The organism is Bradyrhizobium sp. WSM4874, assembly GCF_055811835.1.
Genome location: NZ_JBVVPR010000012.1, coordinates 117,416 through 142,439 on the forward strand (window position 1 = coordinate 117,416; position 25,024 = coordinate 142,439).

Annotated in this window: 16 protein-coding genes and 1 tRNA gene; 2 read left to right on the top strand and 15 right to left on the bottom strand. The window is 64.7% G+C overall.

The features are described from left to right. Nucleotides 1-7: 7 nt before the first annotated feature. The 5 genes from AC0L3P_RS15255 to AC0L3P_RS15275 form a co-directional block, all read right to left on the bottom strand. Nucleotides 8-2,341: an acetamidase/formamidase family protein gene (locus AC0L3P_RS15255; protein WP_473302676.1), complete on the bottom strand. Its 2,334-nt coding sequence runs from the start codon at nt 2,339-2,341 to the stop codon at nt 8-10. 258 nt (nt 2,342-2,599) lie between these two features. Then, a complete protein-coding gene (locus AC0L3P_RS15260; RefSeq protein ID WP_473302528.1) occupies nt 2,600-3,841 on the bottom strand; it encodes an acetamidase/formamidase family protein in 1,242 nt (413 codons plus the stop codon). A 49-nt stretch (nt 3,842-3,890) separates the two neighbouring features. Continuing rightward, nucleotides 3,891-5,513, bottom strand: coding sequence for an amino acid ABC transporter permease/ATP-binding protein (locus tag AC0L3P_RS15265; protein WP_473302531.1), 1,623 nt, complete (start codon nt 5,511-5,513; stop codon nt 3,891-3,893). Beyond that, nucleotides 5,513-6,430 (bottom strand): ABC transporter substrate-binding protein, encoded by a 918-nt coding sequence (locus tag AC0L3P_RS15270; protein WP_354059585.1) that lies wholly within the window; start codon nt 6,428-6,430, stop codon nt 5,513-5,515. The genes AC0L3P_RS15265 and AC0L3P_RS15270 overlap by 1 nt, the downstream gene beginning before the upstream one ends. A 426-nt stretch (nt 6,431-6,856) precedes the next feature. Further along, nucleotides 6,857-7,120 carry a hypothetical protein gene (locus AC0L3P_RS15275; protein WP_275172603.1) on the bottom strand — a complete coding sequence of 88 codons (264 nt, stop codon included), beginning with the start codon at nt 7,118-7,120 and terminating at the stop codon, nt 6,857-6,859. A 254-nt stretch (nt 7,121-7,374) separates the two neighbouring features. Here AC0L3P_RS15275 and AC0L3P_RS15280 point away from each other — a divergent pair, with 254 nt between their 5' ends. Then, nucleotides 7,375-7,569 (top strand): hypothetical protein, encoded by a 195-nt coding sequence (locus AC0L3P_RS15280; protein WP_007591187.1) that lies wholly within the window; start codon nt 7,375-7,377, stop codon nt 7,567-7,569. A gap of 86 nt (nt 7,570-7,655) precedes the next feature. Here AC0L3P_RS15280 and AC0L3P_RS15285 read toward each other — a convergent pair whose 3' ends face one another. The 7 genes from AC0L3P_RS15285 to AC0L3P_RS15315 form a co-directional block, all read right to left on the bottom strand. Further along, nucleotides 7,656-7,802 carry a hypothetical protein gene (locus AC0L3P_RS15285; RefSeq protein WP_354059589.1) on the bottom strand — a complete coding sequence of 49 codons (147 nt, stop codon included), beginning with the start codon at nt 7,800-7,802 and terminating at the stop codon, nt 7,656-7,658. Nucleotides 7,803-7,990: 188 nt separating this feature from the next. Further along, a tRNA-Cys gene (locus tag AC0L3P_RS15290) sits at nt 7,991-8,064 on the bottom strand. 55 nt (nt 8,065-8,119) lie between these two features. Then, a complete protein-coding gene (locus tag AC0L3P_RS15295) occupies nt 8,120-8,854 on the bottom strand; it encodes a tRNA-uridine aminocarboxypropyltransferase (RefSeq protein WP_473302539.1) in 735 nt (244 codons plus the stop codon). A 41-nt stretch (nt 8,855-8,895) separates the two neighbouring features. Next, the gene (locus AC0L3P_RS15300; protein ID WP_473302542.1) at nt 8,896-12,000 is read right to left on the bottom strand and encodes an efflux RND transporter permease subunit; all 3,105 of its coding nucleotides are present in this window, start codon (nt 11,998-12,000) and stop codon (nt 8,896-8,898) included. Next, complete coding sequence (locus AC0L3P_RS15305; RefSeq protein WP_473302545.1) at nt 12,000-15,149, bottom strand: efflux RND transporter permease subunit; 3,150 nt, start codon at nt 15,147-15,149, stop codon at nt 12,000-12,002. Before AC0L3P_RS15305 ends, AC0L3P_RS15300 begins: the two co-directional genes overlap by 1 nt. 36 nt (nt 15,150-15,185) lie before the next feature. Further along, entirely contained in the window at nt 15,186-16,583 is a 1,398-nt protein-coding gene (locus AC0L3P_RS15310; RefSeq protein ID WP_473302549.1) for an efflux RND transporter periplasmic adaptor subunit, read from the bottom strand. After that, nucleotides 16,573-18,057 carry an efflux transporter outer membrane subunit gene (locus tag AC0L3P_RS15315; protein ID WP_473302553.1) on the bottom strand — a complete coding sequence of 495 codons (1,485 nt, stop codon included), beginning with the start codon at nt 18,055-18,057 and terminating at the stop codon, nt 16,573-16,575. Before AC0L3P_RS15315 ends, AC0L3P_RS15310 begins: the two co-directional genes overlap by 11 nt. Before the next feature lie 627 nt (nt 18,058-18,684). Here AC0L3P_RS15315 and AC0L3P_RS15320 point away from each other — a divergent pair. After that, nucleotides 18,685-19,719: a cysteine synthase A gene (locus AC0L3P_RS15320; protein WP_275172609.1), complete on the top strand. Its 1,035-nt coding sequence runs from the start codon at nt 18,685-18,687 to the stop codon at nt 19,717-19,719. 22 nt (nt 19,720-19,741) lie between these two features. Here the strand turns inward: AC0L3P_RS15320 and AC0L3P_RS15325 are convergent, their stop codons facing one another. The 3 genes from AC0L3P_RS15325 to AC0L3P_RS15335 all read right to left on the bottom strand — a co-directional run bounded on the left by AC0L3P_RS15325 (nt 19,742) and on the right by AC0L3P_RS15335 (nt 25,000). Next, complete coding sequence (locus tag AC0L3P_RS15325; RefSeq protein ID WP_473302557.1) at nt 19,742-20,275, bottom strand: DUF805 domain-containing protein; 534 nt, start codon at nt 20,273-20,275, stop codon at nt 19,742-19,744. Nucleotides 20,276-20,403: 128 nt separating this feature from the next. Continuing rightward, on the bottom strand, nt 20,404-22,644 hold the full coding sequence (locus AC0L3P_RS15330; RefSeq protein WP_473302560.1) for a tetratricopeptide repeat protein: 2,241 nt from the start codon (nt 22,642-22,644) through the stop codon (nt 20,404-20,406). A gap of 112 nt (nt 22,645-22,756) precedes the next feature. Continuing rightward, entirely contained in the window at nt 22,757-25,000 is a 2,244-nt protein-coding gene (locus AC0L3P_RS15335) for an O-linked N-acetylglucosamine transferase, SPINDLY family protein (protein WP_354210343.1), read from the bottom strand. Between the last annotated feature and the right edge of the window lie 24 nt (nt 25,001-25,024).

Sequence of the window (25,024 nt, forward strand, 5' to 3'; positions counted from 1 at the left end):
CTTCGGTTTAAGGCGCGTTCTGAAACAGGCGCTTGCTGATGATCGCGTGCACGCCCCAATTGCCGTCGACCACCTGCGTGACGCCGAAGTCGACCGCGGCCGACATCAGCGCGATCGCCTCGTCCTCGCTGAGACCCTTCACGTTCATCAGGAAGCGTCGCATCTTGCGAAACGCATCTTTCATGGCGAGATCGAGCGAGGACTTTGCGTAAACCTCGCTCTGGCCCTGCGCGCCGAACTCGGCGAGGTAGTTGGGATGGCTGAATCCGGTCAGGACCCAATCGGACTCGGTCTCGATCAGGGGATAAGAGAGATCGGCGAACGGCTGACCGCCGAGGTCGGCCTTCTTGTGCAGGATCACCTCGAAGGTTCCGGTCATCGAGCATTCAATCGCGGTGCCGCTCAATTCGCCGTCACCTTGCGTGGCATGGGGATCGCCGACCGACAGCAATGCGCCGGGAACGGAGACCGGAAGATAGACGGTCGCCCCCTTCCCCAAGCGCCAATTGTCGAGATTGCCGCCGAAATAGGACGGCGGCACGGAGTCGATGAAATCGACCTCGCGCGGCGCCACCGCGATCACGCCGAAATGCGGGCGCAAGGGAATGCGAATGCCGTCGAGCACGGCGTGGCGGCGCTTTACCGTGCCGGGCAAGACCGGAACGCCGGGATAGTCGTAGGTGGAGTGCACCACTCCAAACGGGTCGGTTTGCGGCTCCCAGCGGTAGGAATACAGCGCGCGGGCATGCGGCGCATCGGTGTCGTCGAAGATCTCGTAGATCGTCACGACCTCGCGCGGCTTCGGCCCTGAAAGAAATTCGTCGTAATGATAGCCCCACCAGGCCGCAACCGAGGAGCCGAACACGCGCCCTGAATGTTTCGGATGACGACTTGCGCGCGGTACGATGTCGAGGATCCGAACTTCCAGCACGTCGCCGGGCTGGGCATCCTTCACCGACACCGGCCCCGTGCAGATGTGCACGCCAAAGCCTTCGCCGGCGCCGCGCCCGAATATGCTGGCATCCATCGGACCCGCGCCGCGGCGATCGACGTTCTTCCTCGCCCTGGTCCAGCCGAATACGCTTTCGGCGTCCGCATCGCCCGCGATCATCAGTTCAGGATCGTCGGAGGCGTGCTGCGTCAGCGTTTCGATCGTGACGGTATCACCCGAATTGATCTCGATCTGCGGTTGTAGCGCGCGACTGAAATATCCCCAATGAACACGGTTGGCTTCGATCGGAAGATGATGATGCTTGCGTTCGGCCGTTCTCGGCTCATCGATGTCGGTAGGAGCGAGATGGCCGCGCGCGTCGGCGCTCACCTGGTGCACGCGAAGCTGCGCCAACGCATCCTGCGGCCATCCGCGCTGACCGGCTATCCCCTGCTGCGTCGTCGCCCGCTCCGCCTCCTGCTGGCGAAACTCGCGCGGCGGCAGTCCGAAGCGATGGCGGAAGGCGCGGCTGAAATGCGCGGAATCGCCAAAGCCATAGGCGTAGGCGATCTCCGAGATCGAGCGATGCGCCTCCGACGGATTGGACAGATCGGCCCAGGCGCGCTGCAGCCTCCGCTCGCGCACGTAGTGAGTAAAGTTGTCGCCGACGGTCTCGAACAGCTTTTGCAGATAGCGCTCGGAAATCCCTTCCGCCTGCGCGACGCGCGCCGGCACCAGTTCGGGATCGTCGAGGCGGCGTTCGATGGTCTGGCAGATCCGGTGCAGCAGTGCCGACTGCGTCGCACTCGATCCGGCGTCGGATGTCGAAGCCGCCAATTGATGGGCGAGTGTCAGCAGGAGATCGACGAGCGACTGCGTGACCGCATTCCATTCGGCATCGCTCAGCGTGTCGAGCGTGCGCGCAGTCGCGTCCATCAAGCGCGCGAAGACGTCGGCAAAGCCGCTGGGCGGAACAACCCTGGGTTCGCCGAGCCGCGGCCTACCCGAGAGGCGGCCGTGCAGCGCCTCCGACGTCACCGACAGCACGATGGCGCGCATGTCGCGCTGGAACACGATGCTCCAGTCCCCGCTCCGCGGTAGCAGCACGAGATGACCGACCGGAACGATGCGATGGCCGCCGGCGCTCTTGAGCACCATGCCGTCTTCGACCGGCATCAGCGCAATCGGCAGGTCTTCGTTGGCCTGCGTGCGCGGACCAATGGTCTGGGCGCCGGCCGCCATGCGCGTCAGCGCGACGCCTGCGGCGTGGCGATGCGACGCCGTTGCGTGCCCGTCGAGGAAGGAATGGCCCGCCGCCGGCTGCAGGCCGACCGCGGCCAGCACGTCCCGCCAGGCTTCGGGGCGGTCGTCTTGCGCGTAGGACTCGCTCGTGAAGGGACGGAAGCTCATCGGATCGACCCAGATTGCAGTGGATCGAAGCAACCTCTGTGCCAGACGCACGCGGTCATCCGTCGCAGCGACGGGCCGCAAATGACGGTCTTTGGTCACGCGCTCATCCTGGAAACGAGCTGTTCTTCAGAGTGTTGGAGCGGGATATCAATGTCGAGCACGATGCGTAGCCCGGATGGAGCGAAGCGTAATCCGGAGCCTTTTGAGTCCGCCGTGACAAACCCGGATTACGCTTCGCTCCCTCCGGGCTACGGCACATCAGTCGCACCGAAAGATGTTCTTGCGGATCGTGCCGTGTACGCCCCAATTGGCGTCGACCACCTGGGTGACGCCGAAATCGGCGCCGACCGATAGCAGCGAGATCGCCTCGTCCTCGCTCAAACCGTGCACGGTCATCAGGAACCTCCTGAGCTTGCGGAACGCATCGCGCATCGCGCGGTCGAGACTCGAGTGATTGGCAATCTCGGTTTGTGCATCGGCGCCGAGCGCGGCGAGGTAGTTCGGATAGGTGAAGCCGTAGAACGACCAGGCCTGATCGGTCTCCAGCATCGGATGGTCGAGACCTTCGAGGCTGGTGCCGGCAAGATCGGCCTTCTTGTGCAGGACGAACTCGAAATCGCCGGTCAGCGACGTCTCGATCGCGGTGCCGCCAAGCTCGCTGTCACCTTGCGCGGCGTGGGGATCGCCGACCGAGAAATAGGCGCCGGGGACCGCGACCGGATAGAACATCCGCGCGCCCTTGCCGATGCGCCAGTCGTCGATGTTGCCGCCGGTATAGCCCGGCGGGATCGAGCTGACGAAATCGGCCTCGGACGGTGCGAGCCCCATGGTGCCGAAATGCAGCCGTGCCGGCACCTTGACGCTTGCGAGGATGTTCTCGCGCTTCTTGATGGTGGCGTGATCGACGCGCACGCCGGGATAATCGATGGTCGGATGCACGATGCCGTCAGGATCGGTCTGCGGCGTCCAGACGTAATTGTAGACGGCCTTGGCGCAGGGCTCGCCTGACGTGTCGAGCTCGAAGATGGTGACGACCTCGCGCGGCTTCGGCTCCTCGATCAGATCGTGATAGTGAAACCCCCAATTCGCGGCGACGTTGGAGCCGAAGCAGCGCCCGGCATGACAAGCGCTGCAGCTCGGCCGCGGCCTGATATCGAGGATGCGCACTTCGAGGATATCGCCGGGCTCGGCGCCTTCGATCGCGACCGGACCAGTGAGGAGATGCACGCCGATCCCCTCGCCTGCGCCGCGGATGAACGGGCCTTCCGCCGGGCCCGAACCGCGTCGCGACACTGCCTTGTGCTCGCGCGTCCACTGGAACACGCTCTCGGCTCCGGGATCACCGGCGATCATGCGCTCGTAATCATCGTTGGCGTGGTGGGTCAGCGTCTCGATGGTGGCGCGGTCGCCCGAGCGCAGCGTCACGGCCGGCGCGACCTTCTTGGAGAAATAGCCCCAGTGAACGGTCTTCGGCGAAACCGGCAGCGTGAAATGCTTCATGAGGTGGCCTCTTCTCGAAACGCGGTCTTGAACGGTGTGGGTGCGGCTCTCATCGCGCCGCCTCCGGAGTCTTGTCGGCTTCCATCACGCTGAGGAAACGTGCCGTCAGCGGATTGCGGGGGTTGGAGAGCACCTCGTGCGCGGGCCCCTCCTCGATAATCGTGCCGCCGCTCAGGAACGCGACGCGGTCGGCGACCTCGTCGGCGAAGCGGATCTGGTGGGTCGAGATGATCATGGTGAGGCCGTCGTCGATGGCGAGCCGCCGGATCACCTCCAGCACCTCGCTGACGAGCTCGGGATCGAGCGCCGAGGTCGGCTCGTCCAGGAGCAGCACGCTGGGGTTCGGTGCGAGCGCTCGGGCGATCGCGACGCGCTGCTGCTGGCCGCCGGAGAGATGCCGCGGCAGCGCGTCGGCACGGTGCGACAGCCCGACCCGGTCGAGCAGCTCGGCGGCGCGGCGATCGGCATCGATGCGGGTCATGCCGTGCACCCAGCGCAAGGGACCCGCGATGTTCTCCTTGGCCGAGAGATGGGCGAACAGGTTGAATTGCTGAAACACCATGCCGACGCCCACGCTTGCGCGCTCATTGGCGATCGCGCGCGGCGGCAGCAGCTTGCCGTCGTCGTCAAAACCGAGGCGGCGGCCGCCGACGCGCACGGTGCCTCCGTCCCAGCTTTCGAGATGATTGATGCAGCGGAGCAGCGTGCTCTTGCCGGAGCCGCTGGGCCCGAGCAGCGCGACGACCTCGCCGACACGCACCGTGAGATCGAGGCCGCCGAGCACCTTTTGCGCGCCGTAACTCTTGGTGAGGTCCTTGGTCTCGACCGCGATGTTGTTGCGCGAAATCGTCGCCGCACGCCGGGTGCGCTCCTCGCGGGTCAGCGCCCGCGGCGGCATGTCGACAGGCTGCGCCTGCACGGGTTCGGGCTCATGCGCCGTGACCGCGGCAAGTTCGAGCTTGGTGGCGAGATCGACGCGGCGCCAGGGCAGATAATCGGCGAGCTTGCGCTGGCGACCTTTGGTGCGATCGAGATCGAGCAGCCATTCGACGAAAAGCTGGATGATGCTGATGGCAAAGGTCAGCACCAGATACAGCAGGCCCGAGGCGAAGAAGATCGAGAAGAAGTCGAAGGTCGAGGACGCAAGCTGGGTCGAGCGCAGCGTCAGCTCCTGGACCGCGACCACCGAGGCCAGCGAGGAGTTCTTCAGCGCGCTCACAGCCTCGTTGCCGAAGGCCGGGATCATGGTGCGGATCGCCTGCGGCGCGATCACCCGCCACATCAGAATCCGCGGCGTCATGCCGAGCGCCTGGCCGGCCGTCACCTGCCCGCGATCGACGCCGAGCACGCCGGCACGCAGCATCTCGGCGATGAACGGCGCCTCGTTGCAGGCCAGCGCAAGGCCGGCGGCCAGCACCGCCGGCAGCTTGATGCCGATATGTGGCAGCGCGTCGTAGGCGAACACCATTTGCAGGATCAGCGGCGTGCCGCGGAAGATCACGGTGTAGGCCCTGGCGATCGCCGCCAGCAGCCAGAAGCGGGAGAGCTGCATGCTGGCGAGGATCAATCCGAGGATCAATCCGCCGCCGAGCCCGAGGGCAGTCACCTCGAGGGTGAGCTCGATGCCCTCGAGCAGATACGGCATGCTCAGGTAATGGAGGAACAGCGACATCAGTCAGCCGTCAGGATGTCAGGCTCCTTGAAATTGTTCACGTCGAGCCCGTGCTTCTTTAAAAGCTCCATATGCGTGCCGGCCTTCTGCACCTCGATCAGGGCGGCGAGCACGGCGTCGCGGAATTTCGGCTTGTCCTTCGGGACGGCGATGCCGACCGAATACGGGATCGTCACCGCGGTCGCCTTCTCCAGCTTGTCCGGATAAGCCTTGACCGCGCTGTCGACGGTGTTGACGTCGTTGACATAGGTGTCGGCACGACCGGCGAGGATCGCCTGGATGCAGTTGGCGTTGTTGTCGTAGAGCTGGATGGTCGGCTCGGCCTTGCCGGCCTTCTTGCACTCGGGCATCAGCGCCTGGATCAGGGGCACCTCGACATAGCCGGTGTTTTCGGCGGCAGCGGCGCCGCACATCGACATGTTGATGCCGTTGATGCCCTTCGGATTGCCCTTGGCGACCAGCACACCGTCGAACACTTTCGAGTAGGTGATGAAGTCGGCCGCCTTGGCGCGCTCCTTGGTGGCATAGATGTCGGAAATGACGATGTCAGCTTGTCCCGCGGCGAGCGTGGTCAGGAGTGCCGCGAACGTCACCGGCTTGTAGGTCAGCTTGAAGCCGAGGCATTCGCCGATGGCTTCGCCCAGATCGATGTCGAAGCCGATATATTGGCTGGGGTTCTTCGGATCGATGGTCTCATAGCCCGGCGTGTGCGGATTGATGGCATTGACCAGCGTCTTGCCCTTCCAGTCCGGATATTTGTCCTGAAGCGCGGCGCAGGCCGCAGGCGCCGCAGCTTGCGCGCTCAGGGGCGCGGCTGCCAGCGCGCCGAAGGTGACGGCAGCGCCGAGCGCGGCCTTGCGCCAAGACAGCGATGCACGCGCGTTCCCCCAAGCCTGGGGCAATACCGGTCTTTCCATGTCCAGCTCCTTCGAATTGTCATGGCAATGGCCATGTTCCAGATCTCGGAAGCGAGCCTAGGAGGAGAGCGGACCGGAAAGCTTGTCCGCGGGCGTACAAAAAATTGGATGGAGGCGCCCGTGATTTGGGCAGGCGGCTGCCCAAAAACTGTTCGTGAATGCGGGACGCTCGCGGAATGTATTTCCGAATTCGGAAGAACCACATGATCTTGCGTAACGCCGCGATCTGCCCGATCAGGGAACCATTCGGTGATGTCATTTGACAGAGATATGATACTCGCAGGACGCATCTGCGGCCGACATCCACATCACTGCCGCCCACAGCCTGTCCGCAGCATAACCACAGGCATATCCACAGGCCGACTATGCCGGATTCGCGAGCTCCCGCGAGCCACTTGCTGCGCACAAACCCACAGGGCCGGTATGTCAGCCGCCGGCCTGATCGAACACGGAGCGGCAAGCCTCACTCAAGCTTGGTCTGTTACGGCGCAGGCAGGCCGTGATGGCGCGAACGTTGGGGATTTCGCCGGCACAGAGTCGGTAGACGTCGGGGGTACAGGCCCGGCGTTGCTCGGCCGTTCCCTGCTGCGCGTGGGCGGCGGAGGCAAACAGCGTCAGGAACAGCCCGACCGTTGAGGCGCGACGCGCCCGGCTTTTCACACCCGCAAACCGCAAGAACCTCGCCTTCATGACCAGTCTCCCGTCTGCCCTGCCCGCCGGCCTGCATTGGCCGGTGAGCAAAGGGGTAGGAGAAACAAACAGCGGAAGATGTGACCTCCTTCACACTGCGGGCACGCGGCAGGAACCTAATCTCCCCAAGAGGATTTCATGACTCGCTAACCAATCGGGACCCGATTGGCGGATCGTTAAAATGCGAACGATCGGCTCAACCGGGAAACAAACCGGCTTTGCGACATTGCGCCATCCGCGGTCCGGAGGGTGTGATGAGCGAAGCCGAATTCAACTTGCTGCTGGATGCCGTCCAGGATGCCATGGTCCATGAGGATCTGGCGTTCGTGCCGGGGGAGGATTTCGTGCCGCGCTCGTGGACCTATTACGCGAAGCCCAAAGCTGCCAATGACAACGAGGGCGCCTGGCCCCTGCTGCCCTTTCCGGACGGCTGGTACGCGGCCTGCTGAAGCCAATTTCACCGTGAGCCGATGCGCCCGCGCTCCGCGGGCGTTTTGCTATGGCGGCTACGCTGCGAAATCCGGCGTGGCCGCTATCAGGTCTTGACGCGCTCGCCGCCGTCCTGCGGCCCCTGGTCGGGTGCGGCCGGCGGAAAGATGCTGTCATAGATCGCGCGGGCCTCGCGAATGAGGCGGGCCCGCTCTAGCTCGGATTTCGGGACAAATCGGACGATTTCGCTCACGTGCTCTCCAGCGCTCGATCGTTGGGATGCATCACTTCGCAGATGCGAAGACTATGCCAGCGGGCTGAATGGCGGATTTCCGCCGGGCCCCGGGCAAACCCGGTGTGCACGGCCAGCGCGTATCGCCCGCGCGGGCCGATGGCAGCCGCGATGCGATCGAATATTGCTGAGATATCAGGAGCTTGTGATGGAGGCCACGTCGGGACTCGAACCCGAGTAAACGGTTTTGCAGACCGGCGCGTAACCACTCCGCCACGTGGCCCCAACGAGGGCGGAGCAATATAGGGGATCACGGGTTTAGGCAACCCCGACTGGAGTCAGGCTCGCTTGCCCCGCCGGACACCGCGCCGGCGGTCCTTCACCGGAGGCTTCGGAGCCAGTTCGGGCATCTCGACCTGGACCTCGCGGTAGCGGGTTAGCATCCGTTCGAAACTGGCATTCAGCGTCTCGGCGATGTCCGGGCGCTTCTCCAGAACGGAGAGGATCGTGGCTGCGGCCTCGATGGTCGACAATCCGTCCTTCCGAGGCTCCTTGCGCAGGCGGCCGTAGCGCGACGGGGCGGCCGGGTTGAGGATGACGCGCTGGCATTTCAGCATCCACGGGTTGCGCCACCACAGCGCCTTGGCCTGGCTCCAGGTGCCATCGAGCAGCACTACGCCTTCGAGCTTGCCGAGAAGCGCGCGCTGGTTGTCCGCGACCTCGCCCTTGCGGTTGAGCGCCAGGATTTCGCCCTCGGCCTCGAGATCGGCGGCGTGCGCCGAGCCGAGATAGAGCACGGCCCAGTGTGAGGCGTTCTCAATCGGCTGCGCCAGCGCCTTGGACAGGCTCGGCCAGGACAAGCCGACCCGCAGCGTGGCACCTTCGAAATGCTTCGCAAGCAGCCGGGCGGTGCCGAGCGCCCTGTCCTGCTCCTGCGGATGCTGAAGGATCAGGAGCGAGAGCCGGTTCTTGATCGGCGTGACGCTGTCGCAGATGCACAGCGGCATCGGCTTCTGGCAGTGCGGGCATTCAGGGATCGGATCGGCCGGCGCGGCGGCGGTGGGGTTCGACATGGTCGCCGCTATACGCTCTGCACGGCGGTTCAACAACCCGCCTATTCCGCCGGCGCGGCCAGCGGGCGCGGCTCGCGGCGCCGCCGCAGGCGGTCGATCAGCAGGTAGATCACGGGCGTGGTGTAGAGCGTTAGGATCTGCGAGACGAACAGCCCGCCGATGATGGTGATGCCGAGCGGACGGCGCAGCTCCGTGCCGGGGCCCGTCGCGACCACCAGCGGAATGCCGGCAAACAGCGCCGCCATGGTCGTCATCAAGATCGGGCGGAAACGCGCCTGGCAGGCCTCGAAGATCGCCTCCGCCGACGACAGGCCGCGCTGGCGCTCGGCATCAAGCGCGAAATCCACCATCATGATGCCGTTCTTCTTGACGATGCCGATCAACAGGATGATGCCGACGAAGGCGATCACCGTTAACGGCGTGTTGGTGAGCTGCAAGGCCAGCAGCGCGCCGAGGCCTGCCGAGGGCAGCGTCGATATGATCGTGAGCGGATGGGCGAGGCTCTCGTAGAGCACGCCGAGCACGATATACATCGCCACCAGCGCGCCGAGGATCAGGAGCGGCTGGCGGCCGCTGGTCTTGGCGAAATCGCCGGCATTGCCGTCAAAACTGCCGCGGATGCCCTCCGGCATGTGCAGCTCCTCGACCGCGCGCTGGATGTTCTGCGTTGCGGCCTGGATCTGCACGTCCGGCAACAGATTGAACGACACCGTGGTCGATGGGAACGACTGCGAATGATAGACCGCGAGCGCGGCGAGCCCGCGCGTCGCATGCACCACGGCCGACAGCGGCACCTGCGCATCGCCCGCTCCGGCGACATAGATGCGATCGAGGTTGGATGGGTCGACCTGGAATTTCGGGTCGATCTCCAGCACGGTCATGTACTGGTTGCGCTGGGTGTAGATGATCCCGATCTGCCGCTGCGAGAACGCGTTGTTGAGTGCGTTGTCGATATCCTGGACGCGGACGCCGAGTGCCGAGGCCTTCTGGCGGTCGATCGACAAGGTCAGTTGAAGCCCGCCGGGATCGCGGTCGCTGGAGATGTCGGTGATGCCCTCGACGCTCTCCATGCGCTTGGCCACGATCGGCGCCCACTTCTGCAACAGGCTGAGGTCGGTGCTGGTCAGCGTGTACTGGTAGTCGGAATCGCTCTGCCGCCCGCCGGCGCGCACGTCCTGGGCGGCGAACATGAACAGGCGGATGCCGGGCACCGGATATAACGCCCGCCTGAGGCGGTCGATCACCACCTGGGTCGAGACGTGGTCGCGCTGCTCCGGCGGCTTCAGGCTGATGAACATGGTGCCGCGATTGGAGGTCGCGCCGCCCGGCCCGCCGCCGCTGCCGACGGTGGAGCCGATGCCGGCCACGGCCGGATCCTGCATCACGATGTCGGCGAGCCGCTGCTGCAGGCTCAGCATCGACTGGAACGAGATATCGGCCGAGGCACGTGTCGCGCCGATGACGAAGCCGGAATCGTCGGTCGGGAAATAGCCCTTCGGCACCTTGATGTAGAGCGTCACCGTCAACGCAATGGTGGCGAAGAACACCAGCAGCGTCAGCAGCGGATATTCCAGCACGGTGCGCAAGGTGCGGGTGTAGAAAGCGACGATGCGCGACAGCGAGCCCTCGATGATCCGGTCGAACAGGGTCGCCGTGCCGGACGTGGTCTGCCGGATGTAGTGCGCGCAGATCATCGGCGTCACCGTGAGCGACACCAGGGTCGAGACCAGGATGGCGAAGGTCAGCGTCAGCGAGAACTCGCGCAGCAGCCGGCCGACGATGCCGTCCATGAAGATCAGTGGCGTGAAGGCCGCGATCAGCGACAGGCTGATCGACACCACGGTGAAGCCGATCTGCCGGGCGCCGTCCAACGCCGCCTGGAGCGGGCGCATGCCGTGCTCGAGATTGCGGTACATGTTCTCGATCATGACGATGGCGTCGTCGACCACGAAGCCGACGGAGATCGCCAGCGCCATCAGCGACAGATTGTCGATCGAGAAGCCGGCGACCCACATGCCGGCGCAGGTTCCGGCCAGCGCCAGCGGCACGGAGATTCCGGCCGCGATCGTCGGCGTGAGCCGCCGCAGGAACACGAACACGACGACCATCACGAGAATGGCGGTCGCGAACAAGGTCCACTGCATGTCGAGCACGCTGGCGCGGATCGTACTGGTGCGGTCGACCAAGGTGGAGATATCGACGCCGGCCGGGATCCACTGCTTCAGTGCGGGGATCAGCGCCTTCACCCGGTCGACGGTATCGATGACATTGGCGTCGCCCTGCTTGGTGATCTGGATCAGCACCGCCGGCTGCTTGTTGAACCAGGCGATGGAACGGGCGTTGCGGACGGAATCCTCGATGTCGGCGACGTCGGCCAGCCGGACGAAATTGCCGTTCGAGCTTTTGATGACGATATCGCGGAACTCCTTCGCCGTCCGCATCTGCCTGTTGAGGGCCAGCGTCTCGCTCTGGCGCTCGCCGTTGAAGATGCCGACCGGACCGAGCGGGTTGGCGTTGATGATCGCGGTCCGCACGTCGTCGGTGGCAATGCCGGCGTTGGACAGCGCGACGGGGTTGAGCTGCACCCGCACTGCGGGCTGATCGGCGCCGCTCACGGTCACGTCGCCGACACCCGGCACCTGCGAGATACGCTGCGCCAGAACCGTATCGGCGACGTCGTAAATCGCGCTCGCCGACAGCGTCTTCGAGGTCAGCGCCAGCACGAATACGGGAGCGCCGGCAGTGTTGGCCTTGCGGAACCGCGGCAGCGTCGGCAAATCGCTCGGCAGATCGACCAGCGATGCGTTGATCGCCGCCTGCACGTCGCGCGCGGCCTTGTCGATGTTGCGGCCGATGTCGAACTGGAGCTGGATGTTGGTCGTGCCGAGCGACGAGGTCGAGGTGATCTGGTTGATGCCTGATATCTCGCCGAGCCGACGCTCCAATGGCGAGGCGACCGTGGCGGCCATCACGGACGGGTCGGCGCCGGGACGGCTGGCGGAAACGAAGATGGCGGGGAAATCGACGTTCGGGACCGAGGCCACCGGCAGGAACTCGTAGGCCACGATGCCCAGCAGGAACAACCCGATCGACAGCAGCGTGGTCGCGACCGGGCGCCGGATGAAGGGCTCCGAGATCGATGCCATCACTGCATCCCCTCGGTCGCGCCCGCGACGGGTGGCCCGCCGGATTCCGCCGGCGGCAGCGCCTGTTCGAGGCGGCGGTTGATGCGGTCGAGTGCGAGGTAGATTACCGGCGTGGTGTAGAGCGTGAGCAATTGGCTGAGCAGCAGGCCGCCGATGATGGAGATGCCGAGGGGGAAGCGCAGCTCGGCGCCGGTGCCGCTCTCGATCGCCAGCGGCAGCGCGCCGAACAGCGCGGCCAGCGTCGTCATCATGATCGGGCGGAAGCGCAGGAGACAAGCCTGCACGATCGCCTCATGCGGCGGCATGCCTTGATTGCGCTCCGCGTCCAGAGCGAAGTCGATCATCATGATCGCGTTCTTCTTGACGATGCCCATCAGCAGGATGATGCCGATCAGCCCGATCACCGAGAGATCCTGCCCGCACAGCATCAGCGCCAGGATGGCGCCGACGCCGGCCGAAGGCAGTGTCGAGAGGATCGTGATCGGATGGATGTAGCTCTCGTAGAGCACGCCGAGCACGATATAGATCGTGATCACCGCGGCCAGCAGCAGCCAGGGCTGGCCGGCGAGCGCCTTGGCGAATTCGGCGGCGTCGCCGGCATAGACGCCAACGATGCTGTTGGGCATCCCGATCCGGGTCTCGATGGTCTTCACAGCCTCGACGGCATCGCCGAGCGCCGCGCCCGGCGCGAGGTTGAAGCTGAGCGAGATCGACGGGAATTGCGCCTGGTGCGAAATCGCCAGCGGCGCGGTGGTGCGCGTCAGCGTCGCCACGGCGGAGAGCGGCACCTGTGCGTTGGGCGCGCCGGCGGTCGCGCTCGCCGCGCCCGGCAGATAAAGCTTCGACAGGATCGAAGGATCGCGCTGGTACATCGGCAGTGCTTCCAGCACCACGCGGTACTGGTTGGCCTGGCCGTAGATGGTCGAGATCTGACGCTGCGCGAAGGCGTCGTTGAGCGTGTCGGTGATGCCTTGGAGGCTGACGCCGAGCTGGCCGGCGCGCGTGCGGTCGACCGTGAGCTGCGCCCGCAGACCGCCTTCCTGCGCCTCCGAGGAGACGTCGCGGAACAGCGGATCGCGCCGCATCTCGGCAACCAGCTTGCGCGTCCATTCCGACACCAGGGCGGCGTCGGTGCCGGTCAGCGTATACTGGTATTGCGAGCGGCTCGACTGGGTCGAGATCTGCACGTCCTGCACCGGCTGGAAGTAGACCGTCATGCCGGGGATGGCGGCCACCCGCTCCTTCAGCCGGTTGATGACCACGCTGACATCGTCGCGGCGCTCGCCTCGCGGTTTCAGCGTCATGACAAGACGGCCGACATTGGTGGTCGGATTGACCGAGCCTGCACCGATCACGGAGACCACGCCCGTTACATCGGGGTCGGCCTTGATGGCGTCGGCTGCCGCGGCCTGCCGCTTCTGCATCTCTGCGAACGACACGTCGGGACCAGCTTCCGTCACCGCCGTGATCGACGCGGTGTCCTGCAGCGGCAGGAAGCCCTTTGGCGCGACGACATAGAGCGCCAAGGTCGCAATCAGCGTGGCGAAGGTCACGACTAGCGTCGCCCGCTGGCGCTCCAGCACCCAGAGCAGCGTGCGGTGATAGAACTCGACGGTGCGATCGATGAAGCGGCTGACCGCGGCAAGACCCGGCACTGCCAGCTCTTCATGGGCATGCTTGAGCAGACGCGAGCACATCATCGGCGTCAGCGTCAGCGAGACCACGGCGGAGGTCACGACCGCGATCGTCAGCGTCAGCGCGAATTCGCGGAACATGCGGCCCACGAGGCCCGACATGAACAGCAGCGGGATGAACACCGCGATCAGCGACACCGTCAGCGAGATCACGGTGAAGCCGATCTCGCTGGCGCCCTTCAGCGAAGCCTCCATCGCGCTGTCGCCGTTTTCCATGTGGCGGACGATGTTCTCGATCATCACGATGGCGTCGTCGACGACGAAGCCGGTGCCGATGGTGAGCGCCATCAGCGACAGATTGTCGAGGCTGAAACCGGCGAAATACATGATGCCGAAGCTGGTGATCAGCGACAGCGGCAATGCCACGCCGGCGATCAGCGTGGCGCGCAGCGAACGCAGGAACAGCAGCACCACCAGCGTCACCAGCACGACGCTCAGGATCAGCGTGAACTGCACGTCGCGGACTGAGGCGCGGATGGTGACGGTGCGGTCGGAGACGATGGTCAGGTTCACGCCGGCCGGAATAGCGCGCTGGACCTTTGGGATTTCCGCGCGGATCTGGCTGACGACGTCGATCACATTGGCGCCGGGCTGACGCTGGATGTCGATGATGACGGCCGGCGAGCCCTGGTACCAGCCGCCGGTGCGGTCGTTCTCGAGGCCGTCGACGATCTGGGCGACGTCGGCAATCGTGACCGGCGAACCGTTGCGGTAGGCGATGATGACAGGCTTGTAGGCGTCGGCGGCGGCGATCTGGTCGTTGGCTGCGATGATGTAGGATTGCTGCGCGCCGTCGAGCGAGCCTTTCGGCCCCGACACGTTGGCATTGGCAATCGCGGTGCGCAGGTCTTCCATGGCGATGCCATAGGCAGCGAGCCGCGCGAGATCCGCCTGGATGCGGACGGCCGGCTTCAGTCCGCCGAGCACAGAGACGCGCCCGACGCCGGAAATCTGGCTCAGCCGCTGCGCCAGAAGCGTGTCGGCGATGTCGCTCATCGCCCGCAACGAGATCGTGTCGGAGCGCAGCGCCAATGTCATCACCGGCGCATCGGCCGGGTTCACCTTGGCGTAGGTCGGCGGATAAGGCAGCGTCTTCGGCAGCACGCCGGCCGCGGCATTGATCGCGGCCTGGACGTCCTGGGTCGCGCCGTCGATGTCGCGGTTGAGATCGAACTGGAGCGAGATCTGGCTGACGCCGAACGAGCTCGTCGAGTTCATCGCCGATAGCGACGGGATCTGGCCGAGTTGCCGCTCCAGCGGCGCGGTGATCAGCGAGGCGATCACGTCGGGGCTCGCGCCGGGCAATTGGGTCGTCACCTGCACGGTCGGGAAATCGACCTGCGGCAGCGCCGACACCGGCAGCGCGAAATAGCCGAGCAGCCCGCCGATCAGAAGCGCGATGCCGAGCAACGAGGTCGCGATCGGCCGTCGGATGAAGGGTTCGGAGACGCCCATGGGATACGCCTGCCGCTCAGGCGGCTGTTGTCGGGATCATGGCTGCTTGGCTCCACTTCCCGATGCACCCGGCCCTGGTGCCGGTCCGGTCTGGCCCTTCTGGTCGCCTTCGCTGCTCTTGCGTTTGGCGCGGAACTCGCCGTCCTTATCTTGTCCGTCCTTCTGGCCGTCTTTTGCGCCCTCCTTCTTCTGACCATCCGGCCCGCGCGAGCGCTTGCGCGGCGCGAGATCGGCCGAAGGGGTCTGGTCGTCGCGGCCGATGACCACCTTGGAACCGTCAGACAAATTAGCAAAGCCGGTGGTGACGACCTTGTCGGTCGCCGACAGGCCGCTGGCGATCACGGCGTCATGCTCGTTCTGCTGCGTCACCGTCACCGGCTTGGCCGAGACGATGTTATCCTCGCCGATGACATAGCTGAAGGTGCCGATCGGTCCGCGCTGCACGGCCGAGGTCGGCACCACCAGCGCCTGCGTCAAGGTCTCGACCTTGAGGCGGACATTGACGAACTGGCCCGGCCAGAGCTGGTAATGGGCGTTGGGGAATTCGGCCTTGAGCCTGAGCGTGCCGGTGGTCTGGTCGACCTGGTTGTCGATGCCGGTGAGCTTGCCGGTGTCGATCACGGTGAGGCCGTCATTGCCGAAGACGTCGACGGCAAGCGTGCCCTTCGACGCGGCGGCGTTGACGCGCATGATCTGCTGCTGCGGCAGGCTGAACCACACCGCGATCGGCTGCAATTGCGTGATCACCACGAGGCCGGTGGTGTCGGAGGCGTGGATGATGTTGCCCTGATCGACCTGGCGCAGGCCGGCGCGGCCCGAGATCGGCGCCACGATCTTGGTGTAGCTCAGCGTCGCCGCCGCATTGTCGATCGCGGCCTGGTCGGCCTTGACCAGCGCCTCCGTCTGCGCGACCAGCGCGCGCTGGGTGTCGGCCTGCTGCTTGGATCCGGCATTGGAGGCAGCTAACTGCTCGTAGCGCGTGAGGTCGATACGCTGGTTGGCGAGCTGGGCCTGGTCCTGCGCCTTCTTGGCAACCGCCTGATCGTACGTCGCCTGGTAGAGCGCCGGGTCGATCTCGCCGACCACGTCACCTTTCTTGACGTCCTGTCCCTCGGTGAAATTGACCGCGATCAGCTTGCCGTCGACCTGTGAGCGGACGGTCACGGTGTTGAGTGCGCGGATCGCGCCGACGCCGTCGAGATAAACGGGAACGTCCTGAATGCGGGGCGTCGCCGCCAGCACCGGCACCGGCAGATCGGGCCGCTGGTTGCGGCCGTTCGCCTGCTGCGGCTGCTGGTGCCAGGTGGTCCAGCCGTAGTAGCCAAGCCCGCCGAGGATCGCCAGCGTGATCAGGGTCATGACGAAGCCGCGCCCGCGCGACGTCTTCGCCGTTCCCTCCTTCACGCCTTGCTTCGTATCCGGCTTAAAGAGCATTGACCGGTTTCTCCATCCTCGGCTCCCAGCCGCCGCCGAGCGCCTGATACAGGCTGACGATAGCAAGAAGGCGGGCAAGTTGCGCCTGCAACAGCGCGTCTTCCGCCTGGAACAGGGTCAGTTGCGTATTGAGCACGGTGACAATGTCGGCGGTGCCGGCGCGCAATTGCTGCTCGGAGAGATCGAAGGCGCGGCGGGAGGCGTTGAGGACGTCACGCTGCAATTGCAGCCTGATCGTGGTCTGCTTGATCGAGAACAGCGCATTGTCGACATCGGCAAAGGACTGGATGATGGTCTTGCGGTAGGTCTGCAGCAGTTCGTCCTGCCGCGCCTTGGCAAATTCGAAATTGCCGAGGATCCTGCCGCCGTCGAAGATCGGTTGCGTCGCGCTGCCGACGAGCTGGAAGAACGCCGCATGCGGCTGGAACAGCGAGACCAGGGCCGCGCTCTGATAGCCGCCATTGCCGGTGAGCTGGATGGTCGGAAAGAACTGCGCGCGAGCATTGCCGACGTTCGCGGTGGCGGAAGCAAGTTGTGCCTCCTGCCGCCGAATGTCGGGCCGCTGTGTCAGGAGCTCCGACGGCAGGCCGGGCGTCACGCGGGGTATAGCGATCCGGTTCAGCGAGCCCCCGAGCACGCGCACGCTCTCCGGCGGCCGCGACACCAGGACCGCAAGCGCATTGACGTTCTGGTCGAGCGTCTGGCGCAGCGGCGGCACCAGGGCCTTCTGGTTTGCGAGCACGCTCTCCTGCTGGGCGACGTCGAGATCGGTGCCGGTGCCGGCCTTGCGCCGTTCCCTGACGGCATCGAGGATGCGCTGCGCGCTCGCGATGTTGCGCTGTGAGGTCCGGATGCGATCCTGCGAGGCCAGCACCTGGAAGTAAGCGTTAGCGACCCCTGCAAGCGTGGTCAGCGCAACGACGTCGCGATCGAAGCGGTTGGCATTTGCCGTCTCTTCCGCCGTTTGCAAGGCGTCCCGATTCTGCCCCCAGAAATCGAGCTGGTAGCTCGCGCTCAGCGAAGCTTGGTAGTTGACGACCTCACGGCCGCCATTGGTGAGCCCCGAGGCGGAGGAGCCGGAGGTGCGCGAATAGGCCTCCTGCCCGGTGCCGGAAAGGCTCGGCAGCAGCGCCGCACCCGCCTGCCGCGCCTGCGCGTCGGCCTGGACGATGCGCGAAACGGCGGCGGCAATGTCGAGGTTGACGGTCTGCGCCTCTTCCATCAGCTGTGTCAGCTCCGCGGAGCGGAAGCTGCGCCACCAATCCAGCGACGGCGGCGCATCCGCCTTGCCCGCGTATTTGTACTGCGTGGGAACATCGAGCGCGGGATCAGGAAGATCCTGCGTCAGCACGCAGGCGCCCGAACCCGCGGCGAGGCAAGCGACCGCAAACCAGCGCGCCGCACGTCGCGTCCGGGACGTGGCGCCTGGAGACCGCCGCACGGCGATCGCAGGAACATCCTGTGTCACACACACCCCCCGCCGGGCAGATCGAGCCGCCACCGCGCAGCGGGAGTGACCGATTCGCGGCGCGGCCGTCGGGAGGCTTTGGACAACTCGTTCACAGCGGTGATGCTTTCTGCGGAACCTGACGCCTATCCTAGCCGGGTGCGCAACTGCGGGACAGTCCCGCAGTTGCGAGATGGCCCCCAAAGCACCGCGATCTCAAAACTTAGAAAATGCAAAAGGGCGCTGTCCTGCAGGACTTTTTTCGATTTCAGGGCTATTTCAGAGTGCGTTCAAGCTTACCAAGATTTCATGTGATATTGCCGCCACACCGACGCCAGTCCCTTCAATCCGCCTGCACCGCTCGCGATGCGGCTTCAGCCCCGTCTCGAAACCGACGCGACGCCTCACGTCCATGGCGAAGGCATGCTGGCGACGGCCTTATCTTCCATGTTTTGGCAGAGGCTGGCCACATCCTCCTAGCGATATCCCGCGGCGTAGCACAGCAGCAGCATCGGCGATCTTTCCTTCCAACTTTTCACTGCTTACCGGCATTTTCGCCGGTTTCGCCGCAGCGCAAAAGCCTTCCCCTTTGACCGCGCAAGCACTAGGTTCGGGCCAACCTGATCAACCCCTTTGCCAGTGATTTCCCCTGAGATGACCATCAAAAACGACGTTGTCGAAGCCATCGGCAACACTCCGCTGATCAAGCTCAAGCGCGCTTCCGAACTGACCGGCTGCACCATCCTGGGCAAGGCCGAGTTCATGAATCCCGGCCAGTCGGTGAAGGATCGCGCCGGCAAATGGATGATCCTGGAGGCCGAGAAGCGCGGCGAGCTCAAGCCCGGCGGTCTCGTGGTGGAATCGACCGCCGGCAATACCGGCATCGGCCTTGCTGTCGTGGCCAGCGCGCGCGGCTACCGCACGCTGATCGTGATCCCGGAGACGCAGAGCCAGGAAAAGAAGGATTTTCTGAAACTGTGCGGCGCCGAGCTGCTGGAATCGCCGGCCCTGCCCTATTCCAATCCGAACAACTACCAGCATGTCGGCCGCCGTCTTGCCGACGAGTTGCGCAAGACCGAGCCCAACGGCGTGCTGTTTGCCGACCAATGGAACAACCTCGACAATGCGAAGGCGCATTACGAGTCCACAGGGCCCGAGATCTGGGAACAGACCGGTGGCAAGATCGACGGTTTCGTCTGCTCCGTGGGCAGCGGCGGCACGCTGGCCGGCACCAGCCGCTTCCTGAAAGAGAAGAGCAAGGACATCAGGATCGCCTGCGCAGATCCGCATGGCGCCGGCATGTATGAATACTTCAGAACGGGCGATGCCAAGGCGACGCCGGGCGGCTCGATCACCGAGGGCATCGGCCTCAACCGGGCGACCGCAATCGTCGAGAGCGCAAAGGTCGATGACGCCTATCTCATTCCCGATGCCGAAGCGGTCACGGTGATCTACGAACTGCTCCAGCACGAAGGCCTCTGCCTCGGCGGCTCGACCGGCATCAACGTTGCCGGCGCGATGCGTCTCGCAAAACAGCTCGGGCCCGGCAAGACGATCGTCACCGTGCTCTGCGATTCCGGCAGCCGTTACCAGTCGAAGCTGTTCAACGCCGACTTCATGCGCGCCAAGAGCCTTCCGGTGCCGGAATGGCTGGAGAAGCGCAGCAATATCAAGCTGCCGTTCGTATAGAACGTTTCCGGAAGCCGGCCGTCTAGCTCCAGTTCGAGCGAGACGATCCCTGCGACACCCGCGCGAGGCGGTCGTTCGATAGCGAGGGCTTGGTCGCGCGCGTGCGCGGCGGGACGGGAGCGCCGTAGGAGCCTTCGCTGTCGCCGCTCGGCCAGAACACGAGCGCGAGCATCAGCGCGAGGTTGACGAGCGCGCCGACCGCCGTTGCCTGGTGCTCCTGCCCGATCGCCCAAGCCGGAAACCGGCCCGCCACGACATGGTCGACGATCATGAGCGCGAACCAGGCAGGCACCACGCAGACCGGATCCCAGCCGACGTCGCGAATGCGCATCGATTGCAGCGTGAACGTCGCAACTCCGAAGAAGACGATCGCGGCGATCATCGCCCAACTCTTGGTGAGGTCTTCAGGCCGGATCGCGCCGGGCGAGGTGTTGTTCAGCACGGCCATTGCGATTGCAAAGCAGATCGCCGTCATCACGATCGCAAGCGCGACCGTGGCGAGGAAGAAATGCAATCGCCCGAGCCGGGCGTTCAAGCCGAACACGAAACCGAGCATAGGCGCACCCTTTTGGCGCCATATGCCCAGACATAGCTTTCGGAGCCATGAACCGGCACGGTCGCGCGCCGGTGCATGGTTTCCGGAGGACTAACCTGACCTTCGCAATTTGGGGCCTGCAGGCAGAGTCAGGCGCCCTCGCTGCCTTCCGAGGCCGCAGCACAATAGTCGCGCCAGAACCGGCGGTAAGCCGCTTCGACCTCGCGCGTGTAGATCTCGACATTGCCGGCCGGGGACGCGGCGATCCGGGCCGGCAACTCCGCGCGCAACTTCGCCAGATGCGCCGGCTGCGCCGCATATTTGCAGGCGATCGCAGCATAGCCCTCGTCATCCTCGGCGACCCAGTCGTCGAGACCGACCGCCGCCACGATCGAACCGCCGGCACGCGATGAGGCGCCGTTGCCGAGCTTGGCTACGACCGGAACGCCCGCATAGAGCGATTCCCAGGTGCTGACGCCGCCGTTTTGCGGGAACGTGTCGAGCGATATGTCGACCTTCGCAAACGCCCGCAGGTGCTCGTGGCGCGGGGTCGAGCCCAGGCACGTGACATTCTCCTCGGCAACGCCCTGTGCCACGAAACGTGCGACCAAATTGTCGCGCAGCATGGGATCGTCCAGCAGGGTATGCTTGATGATGATCTTCGAACCCGTCACCTCGCGCATCACTTTCGACCACACGCGGATGGCTTCGTCCGAGATCTTGTAGATGCGGTTGAACACGCCGAAGGTCACATAACCGTTGCGGAGCATGGGAGGCTCCGAAGGCGGCACATCCAGGATGGGATCGATCGTGATCAGGCACGGCAGGTCGTAGACCTTTTCAGCCAGCAGATGGCGCGCCGATTGCGGAATGAAGATGGGATCCGCGAGCACGTGGTCCATGGTCTGAAGGCCAGTGCCTGTAGCATGGCCAAACCCCGAGACTTGGATCGGGGCCGGCTTGCGGGCGAAAACATGCAGCCTGTTGCCGGTCGTGTGCCCGGACACGTCGATCAGGATGTCGACCTTGTCGGCCTGAATGCGATCGGCGAGCTCGTCGTCCGACATCTGCCAGGCGTCGACCCAGACGTCCGCCGAGGACCTGAATGCGGCGGTCATCTCATCTCTTACCGGCGAGCACGAATAGCAGATGATCTCGAATTTGGCGTGATCGTGACGACTGAGCACCGGCAACAGGGTGAACCCTGCCGAGTGGTACCAAAACTCGGCAGCCACATAGCCAACCACGATCCGCCGGTCGGGATCGAGCTGCCGGGGGGCAAGAGTCCGTCGCGGCAACTTCGAGCCGATTGCGTCCCACCACTGCTTTCGTGCGGCCTGCTGAACCGCGAAATCGGCGTCGGAGAGATAGTCGAGGAAGAAGATCTTCCGCCCGATCAAGGCGGCATCCGGCACAATAGCCAGCGCCGCATCGAGAAGCTCGACCGCCGATGCGATCTCTCCCTGGTTTGCAAAACAAGCGCTCAGCAGCGCCATCGCGATCGCGGAGCGTGGATATTCCTCCAGCAACGTGGTGCAGGCCAGAATCGCTTGCGCCGTATTTCCCATGGCGAGCGCGACTTGTGCCTTCCCCTGCAAGGCCACTTCGAGTTTGGGCGCAAGCGCAAGGGCCGCGTCAAAATCCGCCGCCGCCTGCTCCAACCTCGACGTCTCAAGATTGAGGCGTCCACGGTTCGCCAGGATTTTCGCCGAGCCCGGCCTGATCGCGAGCGCCGCCTCCAGCGCGCCTTTGGCCTCTTCGAAGTTCTTGAGCTCGATATTGACCAAACCTTTGCCGACGAGTGCTTCCACGTTTCGCGGCTGAAACAACAGTGCGCGTTCCAAGCTCTGTTTGGCGCGATCAAGCTGGCGCAGCGCAAGCTCTGCCAAGCCGCGATTGCAGAGCGCATCGGCATGATCGGGCTTCAGCCCGATCGCGCGATCGTACATTTCGATGGCCTGCTCGACGCGGTCCAGGTGCAACAAGGTATTGCCGAGATTGGCCAAGGCCATCGGGAAGCTCGGCTTCAACGCGATGGCCCGCTCCAGGGATGTACGCGCGTCGTCATATTCGCCAAGTGCGAAATGCGTGGCTCCCAAATCGGAAAAAGCCTGTGCCGAGCGCGGGTCGACCGTCACGGCATACTTGAGGGCCTGTTTCGCTGCCTCGAAGTGTCGGCCCGCGAACGCGCCCAAGCCAAGCAGGTGCAAGGCCCCGAAATGCTCCGGAAGTTCATTCAGGATCTGGCGGCAGAGTGTCTCCGTCTCCGCATACCGGCCCTGGCCATAGGCAGCATTCGCGGTCGAGATGATCGCGTCCGCCTGCTTCTTCAATTTCTTCTGCAACCGCGCGTTCTGAAACGCGCGCGCGCCGGCGCCGCTGCTCTGCAAGGATTCTCTCCGGAGGATGCCCGGGAGGATTCTAGCTGATTCGCGGCTAAGCCCGCCGGTTTAGGCGGCCCGGCAATCCCCGGAAGATGCCGGTGCTCGACGCAGGCCTCGCCTACGCTACGTCGGCGTCATTCGAGGCGGCGGCACAATAGTCGCGCCAGAACTGGCGGTAACCGGCTTCGAGCTCGCGCGTGTAGATCTCGACATTGCCGGCGGGCGAAGCCGCGATCCGGGCCGGCAATTCCGCGCGCAATTTCGCCAGATGCTCGGGCTGTGACGCAAACCTGCGGGCGATCTCGACATAGCCATCGTCATCCTCGGCCACCCAGTCGCCGAGGCCGACGGCAGTCACGATAGAGGCGCCGGCACGCGAGGAGGCACCGATGCCGAGCTTGGCCACGACGGGGACGCCCTTGTAGAGAGATTCCCAGGTGCTGATGCCGCCATTTTGCGGGAACGTGTCGAGGGAAATATCGACCTGGGCGAAAGCCGCCAGATGGTCGTCGCGCGAGGTGGTGCCGAGGCAGGTGATGTTCTCCTCGATCACGCCCTGCGCCAGGAAACGCGCGATCAGGCTATCGCGCAGCAAGGGATCATCGAGCAGACCATGCTTGAGGATGATCTTCGATCCCGGCAGCTCCCGCATGATGCGTGTCCACGCACGGATCGCATCATCCGATATTTTGTAGATGCGGTTGAACACGCCGAAGGTGACGTAGCCGTTGCGGAGCATCGGCAGCTCGGAAGGCTGCAGATCCGAGACGGGTTCAATCGTGATCAGGCACGGCAGATCGTGGATTTTCTCGGCAAACAAATGCCGAACCGAGGGCGGAATGAAAATGGGATCCGCGAGCACGTAGTCCATGGTCGGCATGCCCGTGCCCGTCGCGTGTCCGAAGCCAGTGGCCTGGATCGGGGCCGGCTTGCGCGCGAAACACTGCAGCCTGTTACCGGTCGTGTGGCCCGAAACGTCGATCAGGATGTCGACATTGTCGGCCTGGATACGATCGGCGAGCTCGTCATCCGAAAGCCCCCAGGCATCGACCCAGACGTCCGCCAATGATTTGAACATGGCGGTGTACTCGTCAGCGCCCGGCCAAGAGTAGTAGCAGATGATTTCAAATTTGGTGTGATCATGATGGCGCAGCACCGGCAGCAGCGTGAGCCCCGCGGAGTGCTGTCGGAATTCGGCAGCGACATAGCCGACCACGATCCGCTTTTCCGGATCCAGCGGCCGCTTCGGCAACTCCCTTCGCGGCTGCTTGGAGCCGATCTGGTCCCACCAGGATTTTCGCACCGCCTGCTGGACCACAAAATCGGCCTCGGCGCGGTAGTCCTCCAGGAAGATCTTTCCTCTGATCGCATCCCCATAGTCCGGCCGGACCGCCAACGCGCGATCGAGATATTCGATCGCGGCGTCCATGTCCCCCTGGTTCGAATAGGAGAAGCCCATCAGCGCCAGCCCTGTCTCCGAGCGCGGATTGTGCTCGATCAAAGCCGCTGCGGCTGCCATTCCCTGCGCGGTCCTTCCCATCACGAGACAGGTCTGGGCCTTCCCTCGGAGGGCCAGTTCGAGCTTGGGGGAAATCGCAAGCGCCGCCTCGAAATCCGCAAGCGCCGGCTCCAGGCGCTGCAGCTCGTAACTGAGCCGCCCGCGCTGGGCCAGGATCCGCGGCGAGCCGGGCTTGATCGCCAGCGCCGTGGCAAGCTTGGCCGCCGCCTCGTCGTGGTGCCGCAGCTCCATGCTGACCATGCCGCTGCCGACGATGGCCTCGGCGTGACGGGGCTGAAACAGCAGGGCACGGTCGAAGCTTTCCTTGGCGCGCATGATCTGTCCAAGCACAATCTCGATCATGCCGCGATTGCAGAACGCGTCAGCATAATCCGGCTTGATCTTGATGGCGCGCTCGTGCAGCTCGAGCGCCTGTTCGTACTGGCCCAGATGCATCAGCGTGTTACCGAGATTGGTCAGCGCCACCGCAAAATTCGGCTTTAGCGCGATGGCCCTCTCTTGGCACCGCCGCGCCGCCTCGTAATTGCCGAGGTCGAAATGCACGGTCGCGAGATTGTTGTGGGCATCATGCAGGCGCGGTTCGAGCGCAATCACGCGCTCGAGCAGCTGTTGCGCCTCCTCTAGGCGGCGGCCGTCATGCGCGCACATGCCGAGCAGGTGCATCGCGTCGACATGATCGGGCAGCGCTTTCAGGATATCTCGGCAGAGTGCTTCGGTCTCAGCGTATCGGCCCTGGCCATAGGCGGTAGCCGCGGCGGAGAGGACGGCATCCGCCTGTTTCATCAATTTCTTCTGCAATCGCGCGTTCTGGAATGCGCGCGCGCCGCCGCCGCTGCTCTGCAAGGTGTCTCTCCGGAGGATGGCCCT

Bases quoted from the DNA above. Each gene is read 5' to 3' on its own strand.
- AC0L3P_RS15255 (WP_473302676.1), bottom strand. From the start codon at position 2,341: ATGAGCTTCCGTCCCTTCACGAGCGAGTCCTACGCGCAAGACGACCGC.
- AC0L3P_RS15260 (WP_473302528.1), bottom strand. From the start codon at position 3,841: ATGAAGCATTTCACGCTGCCGGTTTCGCCGAAGACCGTTCACTGGGGC.
- AC0L3P_RS15265 (WP_473302531.1), bottom strand. From the start codon at position 5,513: ATGTCGCTGTTCCTCCATTACCTGAGCATGCCGTATCTGCTCGAGGGC.
- AC0L3P_RS15270 (WP_354059585.1), bottom strand. From the start codon at position 6,430: ATGGAAAGACCGGTATTGCCCCAGGCTTGGGGGAACGCGCGTGCATCG.
- AC0L3P_RS15275 (WP_275172603.1), bottom strand. From the start codon at position 7,120: ATGAAGGCGAGGTTCTTGCGGTTTGCGGGTGTGAAAAGCCGGGCGCGT.
- AC0L3P_RS15280 (WP_007591187.1), top strand. From the start codon at position 7,375: ATGAGCGAAGCCGAATTCAACTTGCTGCTGGATGCCGTCCAGGATGCC.
- AC0L3P_RS15295 (WP_473302539.1), bottom strand. From the start codon at position 8,854: ATGTCGAACCCCACCGCCGCCGCGCCGGCCGATCCGATCCCTGAATGC.
- AC0L3P_RS15300 (WP_473302542.1), bottom strand. From the start codon at position 12,000: ATGGCATCGATCTCGGAGCCCTTCATCCGGCGCCCGGTCGCGACCACG.
- AC0L3P_RS15305 (WP_473302545.1), bottom strand. From the start codon at position 15,149: ATGGGCGTCTCCGAACCCTTCATCCGACGGCCGATCGCGACCTCGTTG.
- AC0L3P_RS15310 (WP_473302549.1), bottom strand. From the start codon at position 16,583: ATGCTCTTTAAGCCGGATACGAAGCAAGGCGTGAAGGAGGGAACGGCG.
- AC0L3P_RS15320 (WP_275172609.1), top strand. From the start codon at position 18,685: ATGACCATCAAAAACGACGTTGTCGAAGCCATCGGCAACACTCCGCTG.
- AC0L3P_RS15325 (WP_473302557.1), bottom strand. From the start codon at position 20,275: ATGCTCGGTTTCGTGTTCGGCTTGAACGCCCGGCTCGGGCGATTGCAT.